This window comes from Dactylosporangium sp. NPDC049525 (assembly GCF_040676755.1).
GTDB lineage: Bacteria > Actinomycetota > Actinomycetes > Mycobacteriales > Micromonosporaceae > Dactylosporangium.
Genome location: NZ_JBFAPO010000030.1, coordinates 36,993 through 58,769, shown reverse-complemented (window position 1 = coordinate 58,769; position 21,777 = coordinate 36,993). Strand labels below are relative to the sequence as shown.

Below are 21,777 nucleotides of genomic sequence, written 5' to 3'. Positions count from 1 at the left end.
GCCTACGCTGCGGTCTGGTTGAACCGGGTCAACGTCCACCGCGGCGGCGGCCAGGCGGTCGGTGTCTCGTTGGTCTGCCATTCGGTGACCGAGGCCGGCGCGACGGTGAGGTCGAACGAGCGGTACAGCGGCAGCAGTCCGAGCGCATGGAACGACACCTCCACGGTCTCGGAGTGCCCGACGAGGATGACGGTCGAGCCTTGATGCCGCTCGGCAATGTCGAGGACAGCCCGGCAGCCACGGGTGACCAGCTCCGCCCAGGTCTCGTTGTCCCGCTCGAACGGTCGGAACACCCCGCCGCCGGTGATCGAGTGCTCGCGCAGTTCCGCGTGGGTGAGGCCGTCGGCGTAGTCGGGCACGTGCCACGTGCACAAGCGGCAGTCCTGATCGGATGGGACGTCCAGCGCGGCGGCGATCGTGGTCGCGGTCTCGGTCGCGCGGCGCAGCGTCGAGGAGTAGACCGCCACGGGTCGGGTGGTCTGCAGTTCTCCGACGAGCGATCGGGCGATGGCGCCGGCCTGCTCGTGTCCACGATCAGTGAGGCCCCGGCAGGCCCGCGGCCCGCCGATGAAGCCCTCGACGGTGTGCACGGACTCGCCGTGGCGGACGAAGAGCAGTCGGGTCAGCACCGCCTGATCCTGCCGCATTCTCCGTTGCCTCGATGGCCCGTACAGGAGCAAGAATGCAGCTATGGCGATCTCCGTGGACAGTTCTGCTCGAGCCCAAATCGTCACGGGCCTCCTGCGCGACGGCAACCGGCTGTTGTTGTGCCACAGATCCGCTGGCCGCCGCTGGAGTCCCGACGTGTGGGACCTGCCCGGCGGTCATGTCGAAGACGGCGAACTCGCCAGCGCCGCGCTTGCGCGTGAGCTACGGGAGGAACTGGGGATCGCCGTCGCGGAACCGTCCGGCCCGCCGATGCACGAGATCTATGCCGACACATTCGCCATGCAGATCTGGCTTCTCGACACTTGGGTTGGCACTCCGGTCAATGCCGCGCCGGACGAGCATGACGCCATCGCCTGGTTCGACGAGACCGGGCTCGCTGAGCTACGCCTTGCGCACGGCAGCTACCTCGCGATGTTCACCGAGGTACTCGCCGGACGAAGCCGGACCGGTGAACGGGCCGGTCCTTGACCCGCTGAACGCGCTCCGGCGCGGTCAGCAGCGCCGACGGCCGCTGGTCGTCAGCGTGGCGCCGGTCAGGATCGAGGTAACGGCGGCGAGCACGATCCAGGTCATGGCCAGGCCAGTCACCGGGAGGCTGCCGGTCGTCGGCTGGATGGTCACCGTGAACGCCAGGGTGTGGGTCACGCCCAACTGGTCGACGCCGAGTGCGACCACGGTGTGCTGGCCGGACGTCAGGCTGTTCGGGACAGTCACCGGTTGGTTCACGTCGCCGTCTTCGTCGGCGACGGCGGTGGCCAGCAGCGCCGGGGCCGAGTAGATCGCGATTTTGACCGTCGAGTGGGGTGCGAAGCCGTGACCGATGACGACGACCTGCTCTAAGTATCAGCAACATAACGCTAAGTAGCTACTGAAGCGTGATCTTTACGGCAATCCGGGCTGCGACACCCTGGAGGACGGGCCGCCTGAAGAGGGTCCCCAGCGCGACCAGCGGCAGATGTGGATGGTTTGAGCGCTGGATGGAAGACTGAGCTGATGCAGGCGGCGGCCGGGCTCTTCGACGAGATCTACGCACTCATCGACAGGTTGCAGCCCTTTGATGACCTTGAGGCTCGCCACCGTTCGGAGTGCCTTGCCTGGCTGCGCGAGACCGACGACGTGTTCCGCCGTGCGAAGCCGCGGACCCCCTCACCGCACCTGGTCGCCTACTTTCTCCTGCGCGACGATCAGGATGGAAGCGTCGTCCTGGTCGACCACATCAAAGCCGGCCTGTGGCTACCCGCCGGCGGTCACGTCGAGCCCGGCGAGCACCCGGTACAGACCGTACGGCGCGAAGTAATGGAGGAACTTGGCGTCCCGGCCGTGTTCCTCCCCGAGCTTGGTGAACGTCCCCTCTTCCTTACCGTCACGGACACTGTCGGCACGTTGGAGCAACGGCACACCGATGTGAGCCTGTGGTTCGTTCTGACCAGCAGCCGCGATCAGGTGTTCACCCCCGACCCGGACGAGTTCCGTGGGATCCGATGGTGGACTCCCCAGGAAGTCAGCGACGCCGATCCGAAGACGCTCGATCCCCACATGGGGCGCATGCTCGCCAAGCTCGCCGCACTTTGATCGAAATTGCGCCAGACAGAGTCCGCCGTCACGCTGGGTAGCGCGCACCTCGCGGCTACTTGAGCGGATGCCGCTGCGTATCCGCTCGGCGTCGGCGGTGGTTCAGGGTGGAGGTCGAAGGCCGTCCATCAGGATGTTCAGCAGGCGGCCTGCCCTGGCCTCGTGTTCGGGCGGGCGGGCCACGGTGAAGATGCCGATGAGGCTGGCAGCGATGTCTTCGGCGGTGACGTCGGCGCGGAGTTCGCCCGTCACACGGCCGGCGTTGAGGATTTCGTCGATGGCCGCGAGCAGTTCGGTCTGGGTCCGGGCATGGGCGATTTCGCCTGATTCGATCATTGCGAGCAGCGTGTCGAGCATGCCGTTCTTGGTCGCGATCCAGTCGCCGAACAGCTCCATCCAGCGTCGCAGCGCCGCGGGCGGGGGAAGCTGGGCGAGCAGCTCACGGGCGCCGTCGGTGAGCCGCGCGACCTGATCGCGGTAGACCGCGTCGACGAGGGACTCGCGGGTCGGGAAGTGCCGGTAGAGCGTGGCGATGCCGACCCCCGCCTCGCGTGCGATCGCACGCATTGACGGTTCGGTGTCGGCAGACACGAACACGCGGGTCGCGACTTCGAGGAGCTGGTCGCGGTTGCGTGCCGCATCCGCTCGCAGCCCGCGAGTTTCCGACTCTGCCAAAACGGATCACGCTCCGATTATGGTACGGTGCCTCTGATAACCGGAGCATAGTCCGGTTTGCGTTGCCTTCGTTCGCCGCCACAGGAGACAAGTGAGCATGCAACAACCGAGTGTCAACCCGTCGACGACCACGAGCCGAGCGGTCCAGCTCGAGTCATTCGGTGGTCCCGAGGTCCTGTCCCTTCGTGAGGTACCCGCACCGCAGGCCGGTTCTGGGCAGATTCGGGTGCGAGTCACCGCGGCTGGACTGAACCCGATGGACTGGGTCATGACCTCCGACGCAGAGACCGCCGCTCGATTCGGCTTGAGCCTGCCGTGCGGGTTCGGAACCGACTATGCCGGGGTTGTGGACCAGGTCGGTGCCGGCGTGACCGAGTTCGCGGCCGGCGACCGGGTGTTCGGCGGCGCCCTCTCCCGCGCGGTCGCCGACCACGTAGTCATCGACGTGGCAGGGACCATCGCGGTCGGCGGTGACGCGCACCGTACCCCTGACGGCGTCGACGACCGCACAGCCGCCGTCCTTGCAATCGGGGGGTGCACAGCCGCCGCCGCGCTCGCCGTGGTCAAGCCCGGCCCGGGTGACACGGTGCTCATCGGTGGTGCGGGAGGCGGGGTCGGCGTTTTCGCCGTGCAGCTCGCTCGTCTCGCAGGCGCGCGGGTGATCGGGACGGGATCGGCGGCGTCGGCCGATGCCCTGCGCGCACTCGGGGCCGAGCCGGTCGCTTATGGCGACGGCCTGGTCGACCGGCTCCGTGCACTGGCTCCCGCCGGCGTCACTGCGGCCATCGACCTGTACGGGACGGAGACGGCGCAGGCGGCACGAGACCTTGGTGTTCCGGACACGCGCATCACCACCATCGCTGCACAGGTCGACGGCATCACACCGGCCAACGGCGCCAACGCCGCCCCTGGCGCCATCGAGGAGATTGCACGCCTGGTCGCGGCGGGCCAGCTCCGTGTGCCCATCGGGGCAAGCGTTCCGGTCGAACAGATCCGCGCCGCGGTCGAGCTTCAAGCCGGCCGGCACGTACACGGCAAGGTCGTCATCGACCTCTAACTCCAGCTGTCTGCGGCCGCCATTCTCGTCTGATCAGCCCGTAGACCCACGAGTCGGAGACCTCGCCGTTCACCACGCAGTCTTCCCGCAACGTCCCTTCGCGCACGAACCCGAGTTTCTCCAGCACGCGGGCAGATGCCACGTTGCGCGTATCGGTCTCAGCCTGGACGCGATTCAGGTCCAGCATGTCGAATGCCCACCGCAGCAAAGCGCGCGCGGCCTCCGTCGCGTAGCCATGACCCCACGCGGCATCGCCGAAGCAGTAGCCCAGCGACGCGCTGCGGTAGTCCGGATTCCACCGGTTCAAGCTGCACCAGCCGATGAACGCCCCGTCGGAGACACGATCCACGGCCAGCCGTGCCCCGGTGCCCTCCTCCGCCATCTGCCGGCAAGCCGTGATGAACCGCTCGGCACGCCCGCGTTCGCTCCACGGCGGCGCGTCCCAGTACCGCAGCACGTGGGCGCTGCTGTGCAGCGCGAAGAGGTCGTTCGCATCCGCGTCGTCGAAGGGACGCAGTCGAAGGCGAGCGGTGTGCAGCGTAGGAGTGGGCAGCGAGATGCGCGTCATGTTCCCTCCCGTGACTGGTGGCCGCACAAGCAGACGTCGGATGCCGGCCACTCGCAACGGGTTTGTCGGAGTCACAGCGGACGCGGAACGTTTCGCCGGCTTCAGCCAACGATCCCGTGCCTATCAAGGCGTCGAGTGGCCTGGACCGCGGCCTGGCGGACGTCGTTGTTGTCGTCGGTGGTGGCGCGGTCACGAAGCCAGATGAGGGTGTCCGGGTCCTCGGGCCAGCCGCTGACGACGGCCCGGACCGCGGCCTGGCGGACGGCCCAGCTGTCGTCGGTGGTGGCGCGGTCACGGAGGAAGGTGAGGGTGTCGGGATTGCCGGGCCAGCCGCTGGCGACGGCCTGGACCGCGGCCCGACGGACGTCGTCGTTGTCGTCGATGGTGGCGCGGTCACGAAGCCAGATGAGGGTGTCGGAGTGTTCTGGCCAGCAGCTGGCAACGGCCCCGACCGCAGCCTGGCGGACGGCCCAGTTGTCGTCGGTGGTGGCGCGGTCACGGAGCCAGCTGAGGGTGGCCGGGTGCTCGGGCCAGCCGGAAGCGACGGCCCCGACCGCGCCCCGGCGGACGGCCCAGTCGTCGTCGATGGTGGCGCGGTCACGGAGCCAAGTGAGGGTGTCGGGATGCTCCGACCAGCCCCTGGCGATGACCTGAACCACGACCTGGCGGACGTCGTCGTTGTCGTCGGTGGTGGCGCGGTCGCGGAGCCAGATGAGGGTGTCGGAGTGTTCTGGCCAGCCGCTGGCAACGGCCCCGACCGCGGCCCGACGGACGTCGTCGTTGTCGTCGGTGGTGGCGCGGGTACGGAGCCAGGTGAGGGTGTCGGAGTGTTCTGGCCAGCCGCTGGCAACGGCCCCGACCGCAGCCTGGCGGACGACCTCGTTGTCGTCGGTGGTGGCCCGGTCACGGAGCCAGCTGAGGGTGGCCGGGTGCTCGGGCCAGCCGGAAGCGACGGCCTGGACCGCGGCCCGACGGACGGCCCAGTCGTCGTCGGTGGTGGCGCGGTCACGGAGCCAGCTGAGGGTGTCCGGGTCCTCGGGCCAGCCGCTGGCAACGGCCCCAACCGCGGCCCGGCGGACGTCGTTGTCGTCGTCGATGGTGGCGCGGTCACGGAGCCAGGTAAGGGTGTCGGAGTGGCCGGGCCAGCCGCTGGCAACGGCCCCGACCGCAGCCCGGCGGACGGCCCAGTTGTCGTCGGTGGTGGCGCGGTCACGGAGCCAGGTAAGGGTGTCCGGGTGCTCTGGCCAGCCGGAAGCGATGGCCTGGACCGCGGCCCGGCGGACGTCGTTGTCGTCGTCGATGGTGGCGCGGTCACGAAGCCAGGTAAGGGTGTCCGGGTCCTCGGGCCAGCCGGTAGCGATGGCCTGGACCGCGGCCTGGCGGACGGCCCAGTTGTCGTCAGTGGTGGCGCGGTCGCGGAGGAAGGTGAGGGTATCGGGATTGCCGGGCCAGCCGCTGGCGATGACCTGGACCGCGGCCTGGCGGACGTCGTTGTCGTCGTCGGTGGTGGCGCGGTCACGAAGCCAGGTGAGGGTGTCCGGGTGCTCTGGCCAGCCGGTAGCGATCGCCTGAACCGCGGCCTGGCGGACGTCCCAGTTGTCGTCGGTGGTGGCGCGGTCGCGGAGCCAGATGAGGGTGTCGGCGTGGCCGGGCCAGCCACTGGCGATGGCCTGGACCGCAGCTTCGCGGGTCGCCCAGTTTCGATCGGTCAGCTTCTGCTGCAGGTCCGTGAGCGCGCGTCCGGTCAGTTGGATGTGGATGGCTGCTGCGGTTCGCGCAGCAAGATAGCGTTGGCCGCTGGTGAGTCGATTGCCAGTGGATCGGTGCCAGACGTGGTACCGGTCTATGTCGATCCAGGCCGGGCTGACGGTTCGTAGGAGGTAAGGCGCTAGACGCTCGACGGCAGATGACAGCTCGTCGTTCTGAGTTGTGCCGTCGCGGAGGGCAACTTCTTCCAGCAGGGTGATCAGCGCGTTGGTCAGATCGGGCGCCAATGGGGTCAGGATGGTCGTCTTACGGATCTCGGTGGTCGCTTGCAGCGCGATGAGGAGGTGCCGGGGTAGCCGTCGACGGACCCTCCAGCGCGGATCGGCGCGCAAGAGCTGGCGGATCGCGAGGACCGCGACCTTTTCGGGGATCATGCCGGTGAGCAGGAGCAGGACTTCGGTCCAGGCGGCTTCGGGCCAGTGCCGGTCGTAGGTGCCTACTACGGTTGCCGCGTCGATGTCGAAACTGGTCAGGCGCCGGGCGAGATCACCGGCGGCGAGGTACTCGAGGAACGCGCGATGCACGAATCCGTACACCTCTGATCCGAACCTGGCGAGGATGAAGTCGCGTTCTTGGAACTTGGCCAGGATGGTTCGGGCCGCTGGGATGGATCGATCAGGCGTCAGCGCGAACCGGGCCTCCAGATACTGGCGGAACAAGACCTTCAGTATCGGGCCGGGGATGTGGTTGCCGGCAAGACCGGCTGGGCCGTCCTGCATATGCCGGGCGACCAAATGGAGCAGTTCGAGCTTGTCCTGCGCGTCGAGGTAGTCGATGTCGAGCTGCTTGTCGCGCAACTGCCGGTTGACGTCCCAGTGCTCGATCAGCACGGTGACCGCGTGTTCGTACACGCTCCGCCGGTCACGGGGCAGTTCCCGACGGCGACCGATGATCGCCAAGATGGTCAACAGCATCGGATTGCCAGCCAGCTCGGCCACAGCGGTCGAAGCGTCGATCGCGGCGAGCAGCCGATGCTGCAGCCGGGTGGCCTGCGCCGGGTCGGTGGGACACGAGCGGGTGTACCAACAGGCGGTGAAACCGCCGATCTGCTCCCGGTCGAGGTCTTGCAACATCCAATGCGTGAACCCGGCAGCGTCAAGCATCGCCCGCTGATAGCCGACTACCCGGGAGGTAACCACCACCCGGACGCGAGGGTACTTGGCAGCGAACCCTTCGATCTGTGCAGTGATCTCCGCCCGCTGTCTCGAGTCGAACACCTCATCGAGACCGTCGAACACGACCAGGATCGGCCGGCCCGCGTCGAGCAGCGGCTCCAGGACGTTCCTGGGCAACCCCACATGCTGGGTACGATGCAGATGATCGAGCAGGTCGAAGAATGTCGCGGATGGGCCCGAACGCCACTGCATGTCGGCGTACGTTCGCAGCTCCACGAGCACGGGGAGCCATCCGGACAGCCGCGACAACCCGGACCCGGTCACCTGACCCCCGGGTGTCCGGAGGTCAGGTGCCATGGCGGTTCCGCTGGCCGGACGCTGGCCCGACGCATCTGCCAGAGCGAGCAGGAGAAATCTGGCCAAGGTCGACTTGCCCGCGCCAGGATCGCCGAGCACCACGAGTTTCCGCTCGCCCGGATCGCTGATCACATCCAGGACCGCACGCGTGGGCCGGGTGCGATAGGCGTCCAACTGCGCCTTGAGCTTGTCTCGGTCGAGCTGTTCGGGCAGGCTGTCAGCGTCAGCAAGCCCGGCGTCAGCCAGCCGCTGCCACACCTCCCGCGGCACCTCGACCGGCGGTAGGTCAGCCCGCACCCGTTGCGGCATGAAGATCTGCTCCAGCAGCATCACCGGGTGCTCGCCCTGCTCGGTCAACGGCGTCAGAATCTCCAGATCCACCCGCCCATACCGGTCCCGCACCCGAGACAAATACTCCAGCCACGCGGTAGAAACCTCCGACTCCCGACCAGCGGCAGCTCCGGTCTCCCCAGCGAACATGACCTGCCACACGGCCAGATCGAACCGGCCGCCCCGCACCATCGCCTCGTGCGCGGCACGCCCGGCATGCGTCCTGTGGTACGTCTCGCACGCCCCGACCGCCGCCGCGACGCTCCTCCATAAAGGCACCCGCGGCTTGGCGGCCGGCCCGGTCAACAGATCACCCAGCGTCGAACGGGCCACAGTGGGCTTCCCGTCCTCATCCGCAGGAACGTGTCGCAACAAGCTATCCAGCCCGGGACCGCCGACGTCCGCAACAAGCCGCCGGATCGCAGCCCTCGTCTCGGGAATCGGATCGCGAGCCGTCATCGGCAACCCACCTCCATCGACGAAACACCCCGCCACCGTTCACCAGCACGCCGTCCGACGTCCGGCCAGGTCCGGCCGGACAGGACCGGACCTGCACCGCCAGAACCTGATCGCATGAACCTCTTCCGCCGCGGCGCATCCGCCGACACCACAGCCCACCGCTCACCGACTCGCACCCGCAGCCGCACGGCCCGCCGGCTCGTCCGGCTCGTCACCTACGGCATCCTCACCGGCACCGGGACCGCCCTCGGCCAAACAGCCGTCACCGCACTGATCTGGTGGTGGACCCACTCGCGGTAGCCCCAGTCAGCGCCGGCCTCTCGGCCCGCCACACAACTCCGTCAACCAACGCGACCAGCACCATCTGCTGCGCCGTGGTCTGTGCACAACAGGCCGCGGCGCAGCGCCGTCCGGGCTGACGGTACCGCGAGCCCTGTGGCGTGTTGAGTCACGCAACGCGAAATCAACCGATCGGCGACAATGGATCATCCGAGCCGCTCGGGACGCCGACCGCTTCTCCTGAACGGCGGCGCGCTCGCTCGGCGGCAGATCCGGGTACGTGATCTCGGCGAGCGGCAGACCGTGACGGTCATGTTCAGCTGGTCGCCGGCAGGGCAACGGTGACGTCGTCGTGGGTGACGCGCTCGTCCCAACGCGTCAGCACCCGGCGGGCGGCGTCTTCCACGACGGCCCGTTCCGGGTCCTCGCCGGCAAACGCACGCACATCGTCCATGCTCGTGAAGAACGTGATGGACGTGAACAACACCTCGTCGCCGTCGTTGCGGCGCAGCAGCCGCGCACCGCAGAAACCCGCAACCTGCTGCAGGTGTTCAGCGACATCGGTTTCGTAGTGGTACTGGTAGTCATCAGCGGTCACGGTCGAAGCCCATCCCCGCCACGTCCGGGCGATCATGCCGTACCTGCCTCTCACCCCACACATCCCGTAGGCCGTCTCACGTTGCAGTGTGCCGCCAAGTCACGGCATCCACGTGCCCGTACAGCAGGCACATGATCGGATCGGGCCACAGCGGTCGGGCGCGGGCGAGGTGTCTTCGGCCAGGGTTGACGTTGAAAGGAGGGCTCGTGATCTCGGCACTCAACCGGCTTGTCGACCTTGTCGAGGAGCATCTCACAGAGGAGTTCGACGTCAACGGATTGGCCAGGGCGCTCGGCACGACCGAATACCACCTGCGCCGGATGTTCTCGTCGCTGGCCGGCATGCCGCTGTCGGAGTATGTGCGCCGACGCCGCATGACCGTCGCGGCTGCCGCCGTCGTGCGGGGTGAGGACGATCTGCTGAGCATCGCCGTCCGGCACGGATACGGCTCAACCGAGGCGTTCGGACGTGCGTTCCGGGCGGTTCACGGCGCCGGCCCCGGTGACGTACGCCGCGACGGAGGCCCTCTTCGCACACAACCGCAAATCAGGTTCCGCCTGACCGTCGAAGGGAGCATCCCCATGGACACCCGCATCATCGACCGCCCCGCATTCCGGCTCGTCGGATACGCAGCCCGGGTTCCGCTGATCCACCACGGCATCAACCCGCACATCCAGCACCTCATCACCGCACTGCCGCAGGAGGAGCATGTCCGGCTGAAGACGCTCAGCGACACCGAGCCGGCGGGCCTGCTGCAAGTCAGCGACGACCTCGACCCCGACGCCACCGAGGGCAGCGCACTCACCTACCTGCACGGGGTCGCCGTCTCTCGGGACACACCGGCCCCCGACGACCTCCACGCCATCGAGGTACCGGCCGGTATGTGGGCGGTCTTCCGCACCGCAGGGCCCTACCCGCAGGCTCTGCAGCAGACCTGGGCCGCGACCGCGACCGAGTGGTTCCCCTCCAACCCGTGGCGTCTGCGGCCAGGCCCCTCGATCGTTGCGGTCCTGGAGCGCGCGGACGACTTCAGCACCGCGACCTGCGAGCTGTGGCTGCCCGTCGAACCGACGTGACGGACCCTGCGGGAATCTAGCCGGCATCGAGGATCCGGCCCGGCCGCCTCCCCCGTTACCGGGCTGGGAAGCCGGGCCGGATCCGCAACGTGAACGCCCGCACATCGGCAAGGTGCCGTCCGTCAGAACGTCGCAGAGGAAGCGCGTTCGGCATCTGGCGCGATGTACAGGAGGCCCGGCGGTGAGCGGTCCGTTCTCCGATCAGCAGTTCGACCAGTGACCGTGCCGAGCGTCACTGACGATCGTCGCGTGGGGCGGTGCCGGTGAACGAGGCGTCGACGCCGGTTCCGCGCTCCCGCGATGTCGCCGTCATCGTCGGCGTCAACCGCAACGCCACCATGGCAACCAGCGTCCTGTCGTGCGCGGAAGCGGACGCCGTGGCGCTGGCCAAGCTGTTCGGGCACCTGGGGCTGGCCGCCGATCGCATCAAGGTGCTCATCGGGGACGACGCCACCCGCGCGGCCGTCATGGGCGTCGTCACCGACCTGCCGCAACAGTTCCCCCAGCTCGACGCCGGCGACCGGGTCTGGTTCTGCTTCAGCGGTCACGGCCTGATCGATCTCGACGGCCGGGGCCACCTGCTCGTGCACGACACCTACTGGGAATCCGGCTCGCGTCTGCGCAGCAGCGTCGTCGTCAGTGAGGTCATCGACCGCCTGCGCGCGCCGGTGGGAGCGCCCCAGCATCGGCCGCCCCGGGACAAACCCAACATCATCATGCTGCTCGACGCGTGCCGCAGCCGGCCATCCACCCGCGGACGCTCCGCCGATCTCGACTTCGCCAACGCCTTGCGCGCGCTGATCGACGCGAAACCATCCGGAACCGTGGTGATCTCGGGCTGTCCAGAGGGGCAGCTGTCCTTCGAGGATCACGAGCGTGGCCTGGGCCTGCTCACGGCCGCGTTCGTCGATCTCATGACGCCCCCTTCGCGGCCACGCACACTCGCCGAACTGAACAGCCCGCTGGCCAAGCGTGTCCTGTCCCGCTCCCGCGATCTCAACATCAACTGGCGCCAGTCCCCGACCATCATGGCCGAACCGGCGGAGCTGGTGGAGGGCCTGCTCCTCGCACCGCAACTGCTGCACCACGCCGACATCGCCGACCTGCACGGCCACAGCCAGGAGGTCCAAGACGACCTGTCCGCGGCAATGCTGTTCGCGAACCTGTCCCATGCGGCGGTCCACACCGGCGACACCGCCCTGTTCACCAGGCCGCTGCGCCGCCGGATCAGCAGGAGACGTCGGCAGCGCCCGGCGTCGTCGACGTCCGCGCTGAATCTCGACAAACTCGACGACCTGATCAGACACGGCCGGCTCCGCGACGCCGACCGGGAGACACTGCGCCTGGTGCTGCAGTCGGCCGGCCGTGACCCGCAGTCCATCCACACCCACCTGCTCAGCCCGGACGACGTCGCGGCGACCTCGGTCGACGACCTGCTGGACATCGACGAATGCTGGCGTCGGCACAGCGCCGGGCGGTTCGGGTTCCTGGCCCAGCTCGAAGCGGCCGAGCTGGGCGCCTGGGATACCACCGCATTCGCCAACCGGGTCGGCTGGCACCCGCGCGGGCACTGGGTGTATTACACCGAGGCCCGGTGGACCTCCGCGGCGCCGCCCGGCCATCTGCCCATCCTCGGCCCAGCCGGCGGCATCGAACCGCCTTGGCGGCTCACCGCCGGCTCCTACGGACATGCGCTGGCCGGGTGGGTCGTGTTGCCGGGTGCCGTGATCCGCCAGGCACGCGACAGCGCGACGGTGAACCTGGCCCACAGCGCGCCGATACCGGAGCCGTTCACCTGGCGCGAATACCTCCGGCTGGAACGGGCTCATGTTGCCGAAGCCCTGGTCGGCGCGGGCCACGGGCGAATACGACCGCTCGGCGGACGCCTGAGCGAGGCGCCGGTTCGTAGTCTGTTCTCGTCGAAAGCCTCGTTCCTTTCGGCCGTGTGGGCCTACACGCGCGCGACGCTGCTCCGGCGCCTCGCCGAGTAGCAAACGCTGCTCAGCGTTGTGACCACCACGTGCTGCTGACCACGGCGCTCGTCAGGCCACGCCTCCAGGATCTGAAGTGCGGGCATCAGGCGGTTCGGGGCAACCGAATCATGATGGCGAGGGTGGCCGGCGGATCCGGGGGCGTGGGGCGGCCGGATCCGCCGGGGTGTGTGGGTGTCAGCGGGTCGGGCGCTGGCTGCCGGTGGGACGTGCCGTAGGCCTGCCAGCGCCGGTGGATGGGCGCAGCTTCGCGTCAGTGATCGTGGTGGCGGTCACCGTCGAGCCCGACACGAGGCCCACCACGGTGACCGTGTCGCCGGTCTTCACGTCGGCGATCTTCGAGTTGCCGCCGTTGACCTTCGTGGTGGCATCGACGGTGAACGTGGACTCGTAGCCGTCCTCGCTCTTCGCGGTGATCGAGGTGGCGCTGACGGCGGTGACGGTGCCGGACTGGAGGCGCTGGGTGACGTACTTGCCGCTGCTGTCCTTCACCACGAACTCGCCGTGCAGCGCACGCGACAGCTCCGCTCCCCCACGAACGCCGCCCGCGCCGGGGACGCCACCCGGGCCGCCGCCCGGCCCGCCGCCATAGCCAGGACGGCCGTAGCCGCCCGGGCCCTGCTGCTTTGCCGAAGACGTAGCGGCGTTGGCCACCGCCACCCCGCCGCCGACGACGATCACCGCCGACACCGCGGCAACCACGCCGACCTTCCACCGCGACGGCCGGGCAGTCAGCGGCAACAAAGGCGGCGACGAAGGCGGCGACGGAAGTAGAGGCGGAGGTGGAGGCGACGGATCCGCCCAGGGGACAGCGGCACTGGAGCTAGGTTCGGTCATCGCACGAGCGTGGCGCCGACACCTGTGCGCAGCGTGCCACGAACATTCAGGTTGCCTGTGAGTTCCGCAGGCGGCGTCGACGGCGGGTGTCAGTGCGACTCGCGGCTTACCCGTGGACCTGAGGAGCCGAGCAGGAAGTCGCAGTCGGCGCCGGTGTCGGCGCCGAGGACGGTGTCGACGTAGAGGCGTTCCCAGCCGCGGCGCGGGCGGGCGAGCCCGTCAAGCAGCGCCTGCGACGGCGGCCGGGCGTCGAACTCGGCCTGCGGCACGTCGACGGTGAGCGAACGGCTGGCCACGTCCAGCACGACCATGTCGCCGGTCCGGATGCGGTCGAGCGGGCCGCCGGCCGCCGCCTCGGGTGCGACGTGCAGCACGACCGTGCCGTAGGCGGTGCCGCTCATACGGCCGTCGCAGATGCGGACCATGTCGCGGACCCCGGCGCGCAGGAGCTTCTCCGGCAGCGGCATGTTGGACACCTCGGGCATGCCGGGGTACCCCTTCGGGCCACAGCCGCGCAGCACCAGTACCGACGACGCATCGACATCCAGAGCGGGATCGTCGATGCGGGCGTGGAAGTCCTCAATGGAGTCGAAGACGAGGGCCGGGCCGCGGTGCTGCAGCAGGGCGGGCGTCGCGGCGGCGGGTTTGATGATGGCCCCGGCGGGCGCGAGATTCCCGCGCAGCACGGCGATCCCGGCGTGCGGCTGCACCGGCGACGACCGGGACCGAATAACCGAATTATCCCAAATCTCCGCCCCGGCCAGCGACGAGACAAGCGGCGCGCCGGTCACCGTGAGCGCAGCAGGATCCAGCAGATCCTGCACCTCACGCAGCACCGCGGCGAGGCCACCGGCCCGGTACAGATCCTCCATCAGATACCGCCCGGCGGGCTGCAGGTCCACGAGCAGCGGCACCCCCGCACCGATCCGGTCGAAGTCGTCGAGCGTCAGCGGGACACCGAGCCGCCCGGCAATGGCGAGGAGGTGCACCACAGCGTTGGTCGACCCACCCGTCGCGGCGAGCGTGACGATCGCGTTGTGCATCGACGCCGCGGTCATGACGGTGCTGGGGCGGCGGTCGGCGCGGACCAGGTCGACGGCGAGGGCGCCGGTCGCGTGCGCTCGGGCGAGGAGGCGGCTGTCGGCGGCCGGTACACCAGCCGTGCCGGGAAGCGTCATCCCGAGGGCCTCCGCGAGCAGGCCCATCGTCGAGGCGGTGCCCATCGTGTTGCAGTGTCCACGGCTGCGGATCATCGAGGACTCCGAGTCCAGGAAGGCCTGCTCGGTGAGGGTGCCGGCGCGTACCTCCTCCGACAGCCGCCACACGTCGGTGCCGCAGCCCAGCGGCACGCCCCGGAACGTGCCGGTGAGCATGGGGCCGCCGGGCACGACGACGGCGGGCAGGTCGACCGACGCGGCGGCCATGAGCAGCGCCGGGATCGTCTTGTCGCAGCCGCCGAGCAGGACGACGCCGTCGATCGGGTTGGCGCGCAGCATCTCCTCGATCGCCATCGCGGCCATGTTGCGCCACAGCATCGCGGTCGGGCGGACCTGCGTCTCGCCCAGCGACACGACCGGCAGGTTGTGCGGGACCCCGCCGGCCTCCCAGACGCCGCGTTTGACGTGCTCGGCGACCTCGTCGAGGTGGCGGTTGCAGGGGGTCAGGTCCGAGGCGGTGTTGGCGATGGCGATCTGCGGGCGGCTGCCGTCGAGCGCGTCGTCGGGGAGTCCGCGGCGCATCCAGGCGCGGTGGATGTAGGCGTTGCGGTCGTCGCCCGCGTACCACTCGGCACTGCGCAGTTCTGACATCGGACCTGCTTCCCGGAAGATGGTGCCCGTGCGCGCATTCGTCATCATCGGCCCCAACCGGGCTGAGGTCCAGGACGTCGCCGAGCCGGTTGCCGGCCCTGGTCAGGTCGTCGTCGACGTGGAGCGGGCCGGCGTGTGCGGCACGGACGTCGAGTTCTTCACCGGCGAGATGTCCTACCTGCACGACGGCCAGGCGGAATATCCGATCAGGATCGGGCACGAGTGGTCGGGCGTGGTCCGCGACGCAGGACCCGGCGTCGACGCGGGGTGGGTCGGCCGCCGGGTCACGGGCGACACCATGCTCGGGTGTGGCCGCTGCGCCAGGTGTACGACCAATCGCCAGCACCTGTGCGCGACGCGACACGAGATAGGCATCCGCCATGGGTGGCCCGGCGCCCTTGCCGAGCGGCTCCTGGTGCCCGCGACCGCGCTGCACGCCCTGCCGCCGTCGGTCGACCCGACCCTCGGCGCGCTCGTCGAGCCCGGCGGCAACGCACTGCGCGCGGTCCGCGGCGCCGCGCTGCGCCCCGGCGAGCGGCTGCTGGTCCTCGGGCCCGGCACGATCGGGCTGCTCGTCGCGCAGATCGCGGCCGCGCAGGGCGTCGAGGTGCACCTGCTGGGCGTGACGCCGGCGTCGGTCGGGTTCGCCCGTGGGCTCGGCTGCGGTGCCGTCTGGACCGCGCAGACGCTGCCGCCGCTGCGGTGGGACGCGGTCATCGACGCCTCGAACGCGGCGACGTCACCGGCGGCGGCCCTCGAGCTCGTCGAACCTGGCCGGCGGGTGGTGTTCATCGGGCTGTCGGGGACGCCGAGCCTGCTCGACTCACGGAGCCTGGCACTCAAGGACGTGACCGCGGTCGGTGTCCTCAGCGCGTCGGGTGGTCTCGCCGGTACGGTCGAGCTGTACGCCTCCGGTGCCGTCGACCCGCGCCCCCTCGTGGCGGCGACGATCGGGCTGTCGGAGGCGGCGTCGGCGCTGTCCGGCCCGCGCCCGGCCGCGTGGGGCGCCGCCCCGAAGGTCCACATCGACCCGTCGATCCCGTGAACGCCCCCGCTGTCCAGGGCCCCGCCGGATCGGGGCGCGCGATACCCTGTCGCACGTGCGGCACATTCGACGGATCGGTGCTCAGGCGGTCGCCGGGTTGTTCGCCGCCTGCGCGTTCCTCGCGGTGCCCGGTCAGGCCGTCGCGGCGCCGTCGGCGTGCGGGCCGACCTTCACCGACAAGCTGACCGAGACCCCGTGGCCCCTGGCCCGGCTGCATCCTGAGCTGGCGTGGCCGATGACGAAGGGCGACGGGGTCATCGTCGCCGTCATCGACTCCGGGGTGTCCACGATCCACCCGTCGCTGAAGGACCAGGTCCTGCCGGGCAAGGACTTCGTGCAGACCACCGGCGTCGGCGACTGTGACCAGGCGGCGCACGGCACGTTCGTCGCGGGGATCATCGCCGGCCTGCGCCTGCCGGGCGCCGGGTTCTACGGTGTTGCGCCGGGCGCGAAGATCCTGCCGATCCGCGTCATGGAGGACGACCAGAAGTCGTTCGACCAGAACCTGCCGAACACGATCGCCACCGCCATCGACTACGCCGTCGACCACGACGCGGGCGTGATCAACCTTTCGCTGGTGACGCAGCCGACCCCGAAGCTCGCCGCGTCGGTGAGCCGGGCGTTGAGCCGCAACGTCATCGTGGTCGCCGCGGCCGGCAACGACGGCGCCACGCAGAACGCCAACCAGCCCGCATACCCGGCGGCGTATGACGGCGTGATCGCGGTCGCCGGCGTCGACGAGCAGGACAAGCACGTCACCACGTCGACGTCCGGCGACTACGTCGACGTCGCCGCGCCCGGCGTCCGCATCCAGGGCCCGGCACCGCAGGGCGGCGGCTTCGGCCTGCGCTCCGGCGGCGGGACGAGCTTCGCCGCGCCGTACGTCGCCGGCACCGCCGCCCTGCTGCGCGCCTACTATCCGGACCTGTCGCCGCAGCAGATCGCGGACCGGATCACGGCCACCGCCGACCACCCGCCGAACGGCCGCAACGCGCAGGTCGGTTACGGCACCGTCAACCCCTACCGGGCAGTCGCGGCACTCCTGGACCCTGACGCGGCGGCCGCGGCACCCCAGGTCGGGCTCGCCCCCGACACCGGCGGCAAGAAGTCCGAGTCGCAGCTGCCGGCGATCTGGACCGCGTTCGGTGCGGTGCTCGTCGCGGCGCTCATCTGGTCGGGCCTGCTCGTGCAGCGCGCCCGCCGCAGGCAGCGCGGCGTGCCGGTGGCCGCACTCGCCCGCAGGCCAGCACGGGGCCGCGACCAGTTCGAGCCGACGGCCAACGGCCCGCTGAACGTACGTCCCCCAACGGTCCACCGCAGCCCATCCTCGCGCGGCATGGCCAACGCCTCCCGGCGGATGACCATGCCGACATCGAGCACCGGCGGCGACAACCGCTGAACGGTCGCGGCTGAACGGTCGCTGCCGAGCCGTCGCCGCGAGCCTGTCGCGCCGCCCGGCTGTCGCACCGAGACCGTTCAACCGTCCGAGGCGCAAGCTACTTCCCCCGGCGTGTCGCGGACCGATGGCGTGTCACACCTGGAACCGGTTCGGATTTGCGTGCTAGCGCCGGTCCTGCGGGCTCGACGGTGGCTCCCACTGCGGGGGCCGGGGTGGCTGAGGAGCGGCCGGAGGCTGCGTCCCGGTCGCCGGGAACGCGGCAGTGCCGGCCGGCGGGTAACCGGGCGGTGGTGGCTGGCCGGTTGCCGGGAACTGTGCCGTGCCACCCGGGCGGAACCCGGTCGGGCTCGCAGGAGCGGGCAGCGAGGCCGGCAGCGGCGACGGGAGCCCCCAGTCAGCCGGGCCCGCCGCCGCAACCGCGTTGCGTGCTAGCGCCGGTCCTGCGGGCTCGACGGTGGCTCCCACTGCGGGGGCCGGGGTGGCTGAGGAGCGGCCGGAGGCTGCGTCCCAGTTGCCGGGAACGCGGCAGTGCCGGCCGGCGGGTGACCGGGCGGTGGTGGCTGGCCGGTTGCCGGGAACTGTGCGGTGCCGCCCGGGCGGAACCCGGTCGGGCTCGTCGGCGGAGCACTCCCCGGGAACTGCCCGGTCGGCGGACCACCGGCCTGGAACTGCCCGGTCGGGTTGCCGCCCGGGAACTGCCCAGTCGGCGGAGCACCGGCCTGGAACTGCCCAGTCGGCGGTTGCTGGCCGGTGACGGGCCCCGTCGGGTACCCAGACTGCGGATACCCGGCCGGCGGATAGCCCGGCGGGCCCGGTGGTGGGTACCCGGGCGGGCCTGGTGGGCCAGGCGGCGGGCCGAACCCGGGCGGCGGGCCGAACCCGGCACGGGCCGCCGCAGCGGTGCGTTCGCGGCGGCGGTTCATCGCTCGGATCGGCAGCACGATGGCGAGGATCACGACGGTGAGGCCGACCAGGGCGACACCGGCGACGATGGCCGTGCGGATCGCCGGGGTGCCGAAGTCGTCGTCCCCGGAGCCGGGGCCTGACCCGGCGTCGCCGGTGGTCCCCGGCTTGGCGCTGGCCGTCCCGGCGGCGATCGGGCCGAGTGGGTCGGCGGTGACGGCCGGTACGTCGGCGGTGACGGCGGCCAAGGGGTCGATGAGGCCCCAGCCGAACCGGTCGTCGCGGCCGGCCGGGCCCTTGTCGATGGCGGTCTTGAAGAGGCGGTTGACGACGTTGGCCGCGTCGAGCTTCGGGTACTTCGACCAGATCAGGGCGAGGGTGCCGGAGACCATCGCGGTGGCGCTGCTGGTGCCGGAGCCGGTGGCGAAGCCGGAGGCGGCGAACGACTTGGGCACGGTGCTGATGATGTCCTGGGCCGGCGCGGCGATCTCGATGGTGTCGTCCTGCAGCGCGCCGCTCCACAGGTTGCCGTCGCGGTCGGTGCCGTTGACGGTGATGACGCCGGGGTAGCTGCCGGGGTGCGGGACGTGGTCGTCGCCCTGGGTGGCGTTGCCGCCGGCGGCGACGAGGATGACGCCCTTGGACCGGGCCCAGGTGATCGCGTCGGCCTCGTCCCGGACGAGGTCGCCCTTGCCGCCGAACGACATGTTGATGATCTTCGCGCCGTGCTCCACCGCGTAGTGGATGGGTTCGCTGATGCTGCCGGCGAACGGGACCGGGAGCGCGATCGGCAGGACCTTCGACTTCGGCGCGATGCCGAGCATCTGCATGTTGCTGCTGCCGCCGCGGGCCGCGATGATCCCGGCCATGTTGGTGCCGTGACCGTTCGGGTCGTCCCAGCCCTTGGCGCTGGTGCTGCCCAGCATGCCGGTGCCGGCGAGCACGGCGCCGTTGAGGTCGGGCTGGGTCGCGTCGACGCCGGAGTCGATGATCGCGACGGTGACGCCCTCGCCCTGCGTGACCTTCTGCGCCTGCGCCAGCTTGAGCGGGCCGATCCACCACTGCCGCTCGCGGACCGAGTCGGCGTGCGCGGCCTGCGGCGCGACCAGGCCCGCGGCGACGCCGCCGGAGACGCCGAGCAGGATCCCGGCAACGACCGTGGCGGTCATGCGCCGTGCGAAGCGGGTGGCCGGCCGGTGGGTCCGGCCGGCCTGCGCCGATGCGTTGCGATCGGGCACGGGGATCAGCCGAGCACCGAAGGTGGCGCTTCGCTGTCGGAGCCCCACGGGTCGTCGTCCTCTTGGAGCCACGTCGTGTGGTCCTCGCCCTCTCCACCGCCGTGGGCGCCGCCGGCCCCCGGCATCATTCCTCCACGGAGGCCGCCCGCGGCGCCGCCTCTTCCGGCGCCCGCGCCGGCACCGCGCACGCCGCCCTTGCCGGCGCCGGCTCCGGTGACGCCGCGGCCGGCGCCACGGCCGGCTCCTGCGCCACCCACGCCCATGCCGGGCATCATGCCCGCGCCCATGCCCCCGCCGACGCCGCCGCCGCGGCCGAGACCGCCCGCGCCGAGACCGCCGGCGCCGAGGCCGCTGCCACTACCGGGGCCGATGCCGCCGAGGCCTGCGCCCGCGCCGAGACCGCCGGCGCCCGGGCCGGCGCCGACGAGGCCGCCGCCCGCGCCCGCGAGGCCGCTGCCGGGCATGTCGTCCGGGTCGTAGCCGCCGCCGGGGTTGGTCAGGTTGGGGTCGGTCACGTTGGAGCCGGGCGGGTTGCCCAGGTCGTCGAGCTTGGGGTCGCCGCCGAGCTTGGGGTCGACGCCGGGCATCTTCGTCTTGGGCATGCCGCCACCACCTGGGCCGCCGCCGGGGCCGCCGAAGTCGTCCGGGGTGAGGGGCACGCGCGGGTCCTGGAAGGCCACGGGGTCGCTGCCGGGAATCTGCGCCATCGTGTTGACGTGTTCCTTGGCCAGCTGGTGGTAGGCCTCCTTGGCCTTGTTGTCCTGGTCGGAGATCCAGTCCCGCAGCTTGTTGGAGGCCCAGTCCCAGGTGAAGAACTCGCGCGCCTCGTCGAACCACTTGTTCCCGTACACCGGCAGCAGGTGCTGGTAGATCGCGTTCGGACCCCACGTGTCGGAGATCATGCCGCTGTCGATGTAGCCCTGCTTGGCCGCCATCACCTCGTGGATCATGTCGTCCGGGATCGGGATCTTCGCGATCGCCTTCTCCAGGTCACCGGCCGCCAGGTGCAGGTAGTGCGGGAGGTTCGTGTTGTCGTCGATGACCTTCTGGATGCTGGTGACCATCGTGTCGAGATGGCTGCGGTACTGCTCACCGCCGGCACCCTTCCAGGTCTCCAGGTCCGACTTGACGGCCTTGAGGACCCGCTCGACCTCGCCGAGCCGGCTCAGCAGCGCGGTCCACTCGTCCGCGGCCTGCTTGATGCGCGCCGGGCTGCCCGGGATGACGACCATCGCGATGACGTCTTCCCAGGACGGGTCGCCCTCGTTGGCGTAGGAGTCGCCGAACCAGCCGCCGTCCTGGGACTTCGTCGGCTCCGTGTACTGCTTGTCGACGTAGCTGCCCGGGTCGGTCTCGTCGCCCATGTCCCTACGCCTCCGTGGTCTGGGTGCCGGAGCCGTGCTGCTGGCCGTCGAACGCGGCGGGCGCCAAGGTCGTGGTCTTGTTGTGCTCGGTGATGGTGTGCGGGTCCTGCGCCGCCGGGTCCGTGTCGTTGCGGTTGTCCACCGCGGTCTGGTCGACCGGCACGTACTTGCCCTCGTCGAGCAGCTTCTTGATGGAGGCCATGTCGGCCCGGTTGCGCTCCTCGGCGGTGCGGTAGTTCTTCGCGATCTGCTCCGTCGGTCCGACCATCTTGCCGAGGTGCTTCGCGAGCTCGTGCAGGGACTTGTTCACCGACTTGTAGGCCCCGTCGGCCTTCGCCTGCATGCCGAACGCGCTGTAGAAGCCGCCGAAGGGTGTCGCCTGCCCGTTGAGCTTCATGTCGACGTCCTCCATGTTGAGGCCGGACATGTCCAGGTGCTCGCGGATGTTCGTCATCTGCCCGATGCAGTACGTCTCCACGTAACCCTGGAGGGTCTTGAGCAGCGCGGGCAGCTTGTCGATCTGCTCGGCATCGACCTCGGAGTCTTTGGGCAGTGCGGGTGGCTCCCCCATGGCGCCTTTCCTCTCGTGCGTGCGGACCGCGCCGGCACGGCCCGGGAGACGGGCTCGGGGGGGGGCCGCGGGGGGGGGCCCCCCCCCCGGAGGCCCAAC

Annotated in this window: 19 protein-coding genes; 8 read left to right on the top strand and 11 right to left on the bottom strand. The window is 70.4% G+C overall.

Annotated features, from left to right (window positions below; genetic code table 11):
- Positions 1-2 precede the first annotated feature (2 nt).
- Positions 3-629 carry a histidine phosphatase family protein gene (locus AB0K00_RS34230; RefSeq protein ID WP_363529072.1) on the bottom strand — a complete coding sequence of 209 codons (627 nt, stop codon included), beginning with the start codon at positions 627-629 and terminating at the stop codon, positions 3-5.
- Between the two features lie 61 nt (positions 630-690).
- Here AB0K00_RS34230 and AB0K00_RS34225 point away from each other — a divergent pair, with 61 nt between their 5' ends.
- A complete protein-coding gene (locus tag AB0K00_RS34225; protein WP_363529069.1) occupies positions 691-1,137 on the top strand; it encodes an NUDIX hydrolase in 447 nt (148 codons plus the stop codon).
- A 24-nt stretch (positions 1,138-1,161) separates the two neighbouring features.
- Here AB0K00_RS34225 and AB0K00_RS34220 read toward each other — a convergent pair whose 3' ends face one another.
- Entirely contained in the window at positions 1,162-1,383 is a 222-nt protein-coding gene (locus tag AB0K00_RS34220; protein WP_363529066.1) for a hypothetical protein, read from the bottom strand.
- A 279-nt stretch (positions 1,384-1,662) separates the two neighbouring features.
- Here AB0K00_RS34220 and AB0K00_RS34215 point away from each other — a divergent pair, with 279 nt between their 5' ends.
- On the top strand, positions 1,663-2,241 hold the full coding sequence (locus AB0K00_RS34215; protein ID WP_363529063.1) for an NUDIX domain-containing protein: 579 nt from the start codon (positions 1,663-1,665) through the stop codon (positions 2,239-2,241).
- Between the two features lie 102 nt (positions 2,242-2,343).
- Here the strand turns inward: AB0K00_RS34215 and AB0K00_RS34210 are convergent, their stop codons facing one another.
- On the bottom strand, positions 2,344-2,916 hold the full coding sequence (locus AB0K00_RS34210; protein WP_363529060.1) for a helix-turn-helix domain-containing protein: 573 nt from the start codon (positions 2,914-2,916) through the stop codon (positions 2,344-2,346).
- Positions 2,917-3,013: 97 nt separating this feature from the next.
- Between AB0K00_RS34210 and AB0K00_RS34205 the strand changes: the two genes are divergently transcribed.
- Entirely contained in the window at positions 3,014-3,973 is a 960-nt protein-coding gene (locus AB0K00_RS34205) for an NADP-dependent oxidoreductase (protein WP_363529230.1), read from the top strand.
- On the opposite strand, the gene AB0K00_RS34200 is transcribed toward AB0K00_RS34205, so the two are convergent.
- Together AB0K00_RS34200 and AB0K00_RS34195 are read right to left on the bottom strand one after the other, a co-directional pair.
- Positions 3,960-4,541 carry a GNAT family N-acetyltransferase gene (locus tag AB0K00_RS34200; RefSeq protein ID WP_363529057.1) on the bottom strand — a complete coding sequence of 194 codons (582 nt, stop codon included), beginning with the start codon at positions 4,539-4,541 and terminating at the stop codon, positions 3,960-3,962. The two genes, AB0K00_RS34205 and AB0K00_RS34200, sit on opposite strands and share 14 nt — an antisense overlap.
- Before the next feature lie 101 nt (positions 4,542-4,642).
- A complete protein-coding gene (locus AB0K00_RS34195) occupies positions 4,643-8,569 on the bottom strand; it encodes a HEAT repeat domain-containing protein (RefSeq protein WP_363529054.1) in 3,927 nt (1,308 codons plus the stop codon).
- A gap of 114 nt (positions 8,570-8,683) precedes the next feature.
- Here AB0K00_RS34195 and AB0K00_RS34190 point away from each other — a divergent pair, with 114 nt between their 5' ends.
- On the top strand, positions 8,684-8,869 hold the full coding sequence (locus AB0K00_RS34190) for a hypothetical protein (protein WP_363529051.1): 186 nt from the start codon (positions 8,684-8,686) through the stop codon (positions 8,867-8,869).
- Positions 8,870-9,164: 295 nt separating this feature from the next.
- Here AB0K00_RS34190 and AB0K00_RS34185 read toward each other — a convergent pair whose 3' ends face one another.
- A complete protein-coding gene (locus tag AB0K00_RS34185) occupies positions 9,165-9,446 on the bottom strand; it encodes an antibiotic biosynthesis monooxygenase (protein ID WP_363529048.1) in 282 nt (93 codons plus the stop codon).
- A 206-nt stretch (positions 9,447-9,652) separates the two neighbouring features.
- On the opposite strand from AB0K00_RS34185, the gene AB0K00_RS34180 reads away from it, so the two are divergent.
- Together AB0K00_RS34180 and AB0K00_RS34175 are read left to right on the top strand one after the other, a co-directional pair.
- On the top strand, positions 9,653-10,522 hold the full coding sequence (locus AB0K00_RS34180) for an AraC family transcriptional regulator (protein ID WP_363529045.1): 870 nt from the start codon (positions 9,653-9,655) through the stop codon (positions 10,520-10,522).
- 257 nt (positions 10,523-10,779) lie between these two features.
- Entirely contained in the window at positions 10,780-12,513 is a 1,734-nt protein-coding gene (locus tag AB0K00_RS34175; RefSeq protein WP_363529042.1) for a GUN4 domain-containing protein, read from the top strand.
- Positions 12,514-12,690: 177 nt separating this feature from the next.
- Here AB0K00_RS34175 and AB0K00_RS34170 read toward each other — a convergent pair whose 3' ends face one another.
- Together AB0K00_RS34170 and AB0K00_RS34165 are read right to left on the bottom strand one after the other, a co-directional pair.
- Positions 12,691-13,215, bottom strand: coding sequence for a DUF5666 domain-containing protein (locus AB0K00_RS34170; protein WP_363529040.1), 525 nt, complete (start codon positions 13,213-13,215; stop codon positions 12,691-12,693).
- A gap of 224 nt (positions 13,216-13,439) precedes the next feature.
- Positions 13,440-15,158: an IlvD/Edd family dehydratase gene (locus tag AB0K00_RS34165; protein ID WP_363529037.1), complete on the bottom strand. Its 1,719-nt coding sequence runs from the start codon at positions 15,156-15,158 to the stop codon at positions 13,440-13,442.
- Positions 15,159-15,186: 28 nt separating this feature from the next.
- On the opposite strand from AB0K00_RS34165, the gene AB0K00_RS34160 reads away from it, so the two are divergent.
- Together AB0K00_RS34160 and mycP are read left to right on the top strand one after the other, a co-directional pair.
- Complete coding sequence (locus AB0K00_RS34160) at positions 15,187-16,203, top strand: alcohol dehydrogenase catalytic domain-containing protein (RefSeq protein WP_363529034.1); 1,017 nt, start codon at positions 15,187-15,189, stop codon at positions 16,201-16,203.
- 55 nt (positions 16,204-16,258) lie between these two features.
- On the top strand, positions 16,259-17,602 hold the full coding sequence (gene mycP / locus AB0K00_RS34155) for a type VII secretion-associated serine protease mycosin (protein WP_363529031.1): 1,344 nt from the start codon (positions 16,259-16,261) through the stop codon (positions 17,600-17,602).
- Positions 17,603-18,030: 428 nt separating this feature from the next.
- Here the strand turns inward: mycP and AB0K00_RS34150 are convergent, their stop codons facing one another.
- Genes AB0K00_RS34150 through AB0K00_RS34140 form a run of 3 tightly spaced genes read right to left on the bottom strand, consistent with a single transcriptional unit; the run spans position 18,031 to position 21,678 of the window.
- Complete coding sequence (locus AB0K00_RS34150; RefSeq protein ID WP_363529028.1) at positions 18,031-19,743, bottom strand: S8 family serine peptidase; 1,713 nt, start codon at positions 19,741-19,743, stop codon at positions 18,031-18,033.
- A gap of 5 nt (positions 19,744-19,748) precedes the next feature.
- Entirely contained in the window at positions 19,749-21,107 is a 1,359-nt protein-coding gene (locus AB0K00_RS34145) for a hypothetical protein (RefSeq protein WP_363529025.1), read from the bottom strand.
- Positions 21,108-21,111: 4 nt separating this feature from the next.
- Positions 21,112-21,678 (bottom strand): hypothetical protein, encoded by a 567-nt coding sequence (locus AB0K00_RS34140; RefSeq protein ID WP_363529023.1) that lies wholly within the window; start codon positions 21,676-21,678, stop codon positions 21,112-21,114.
- Between the last annotated feature and the right edge of the window lie 99 nt (positions 21,679-21,777).